2 protein-coding genes and 1 pseudogene are annotated in these 1,741 nt (G+C 47.7%); all 3 read left to right on the forward strand.

Translation table 11 applies throughout. The annotated features are described in order from the left end of the window. A pseudogene (locus ACWHAR_RS20600) lies at positions 1-194 on the forward strand (myo-inosose-2 dehydratase); the annotation flags it as partial. A 14-nt stretch (positions 195-208) separates the two neighbouring features. Further along, positions 209-1,525, forward strand: a complete 1,317-nt coding sequence (iolF, locus tag ACWHAR_RS20605) for a myo-inositol transporter IolF (protein WP_452087675.1) — start codon at positions 209-211, stop codon at positions 1,523-1,525. Positions 1,526-1,547: 22 nt separating this feature from the next. Then, positions 1,548-1,741 (forward strand): Gfo/Idh/MocA family oxidoreductase (locus ACWHAR_RS20610; RefSeq protein WP_452087676.1); only part of this gene is annotated, 194 nt, incomplete at its 3' end.

Consider the following 1,741-nt stretch of genomic DNA (forward strand, 5'->3'; position numbering starts at 1 on the left):
TTTTAAAAGGCATGTTTACGGTTCCCGGTGACGGCTGCATTGACTTTAGAGAAGTATATCAGCTGCTGTTGAAGCACAGTTATTCCGGATGGATTGTCATTGAAGCTGAACAGGACCCCGATGTTGCAAACCCGCTGGAGTATGCATTGATCGCGAGAAACTATATTGATCAGCAGTTGTTGGATCTGGCTTAATGGGGAATGAACACATGGGCAATACCAATGGAGATTCAGCATTCAATAAACGGACAATCGCGGCAGCATTGGCCAACTATATTGATGCCGGTTCAATTGTGGCAGGCTCCGCCGGTTTATCATTATGGGTCAGTTACCTTAAGCTATCCGATACGCAAATCGGGCTGCTCGGCGCGCTGAGCGCGAATGCGATTTCTGCTGCTGTCGGCGCGCTGCTCGGCGGGTTTCTGGCTGATAAAGTCGGACGGAAGGCTGTTTACACCAATAGCATGCTGGTTTATGCACTAGGGATTTGTTTGGTTTTGTTCGGGGTTAATTTCCCCATGTTGTTAAGCGGTTACATCATTATCGGTTTATCAGTAGGAGCTGACATAACCGCGTCATGGACCATTATTGCGGAAAATGCGCCAAAGAAGAATCGGGCCAGACATTGCGGCGTAGCACAAGTCGCTTGGGCCGCGGGCGCTGTCGTTGTACTGCTCCTCTCCGTACTGGCCGGTGACTTGGGACTCTTGGGGAATAAAATCGTATTTGCCCATCTGCTTGTGATTGCGCTGATTACGTACATCCTGAGAATCAGGCTTCCGGAATCAGACGCCTGGCAGACAAAAAATCAGCCGGAGGAAGCTCAGGCAGAGAAGCCGGCTGTATTGAATAAGACATCGTATTTTGATTTGCTCAAGCCTATGTATCTAAAAAGCATCCTGTTTTTGATGGGTGTGTACTTGGTTTGGAACTTAGCCGCCGGGGTCATGGGCTTCTTTATGCCATACATTTATCAGCAGGTCGGCGGTGTATCTGCCAACATGGCCAACCTTTTGCAAATGGGGCTGTTTATCTTCACAGGATTGGGGGTCGCTTTGATCTTCATGCCCTTTGCCGACAAATATAGAAAAACCGTATTTGGAATCGCCGCTTTCATGGCGGTGATCGGGTGGACACTGTTTCTGCTGCCAGTTGAAGGCCTGCCGATTCTGCTCCTGTTTATTGTCGTGATCGGCATCAATAACGGAGCAGGGCAGCAAGCGAACTATCAGTTATGGGCCAGTGAAATCTTTCCTACGCAATATCGTGCTTCCGCACAAGGACTGATGTTTTTCCTTGTCCGTATTTCAATAGGGATTTGGAGTCTGTTTGTCCCAATGATTATCACCAATTTCGGCATTGGAACAATGGCTGCAATTCTTCTCGGATGTGTGACGGCCAGTATGATTATCGGGCTGCTTTTTGCGCAGAATACGTCTGGCAAGTCGCTTGAACAAATACAAGAGGAACTCTACGGATCTCCTCAGAGTCAAGTAAAGCAAGGAACAGAAAGCAAAATCATGTAACCAACAGAAGGAGTGGCTGTCAATGAGTTTACGTATTGGCGTAATTGGAACTGGAGCAATCGGAAAAGAACATATTAACCGCATCACGAATAAGCTGTCCGGCGCAGAAATCGTAGCTGTAACGGATGTTAATCAAGAAGCTGCTCAAAAGGTCGTTGAGCAATACCAATTAAACGCGACGGTTTATCCGAATGATGACAGCTTGCTTGCAGACGA

Source organism: Bacillus sp. LR--39, assembly GCF_053613335.1.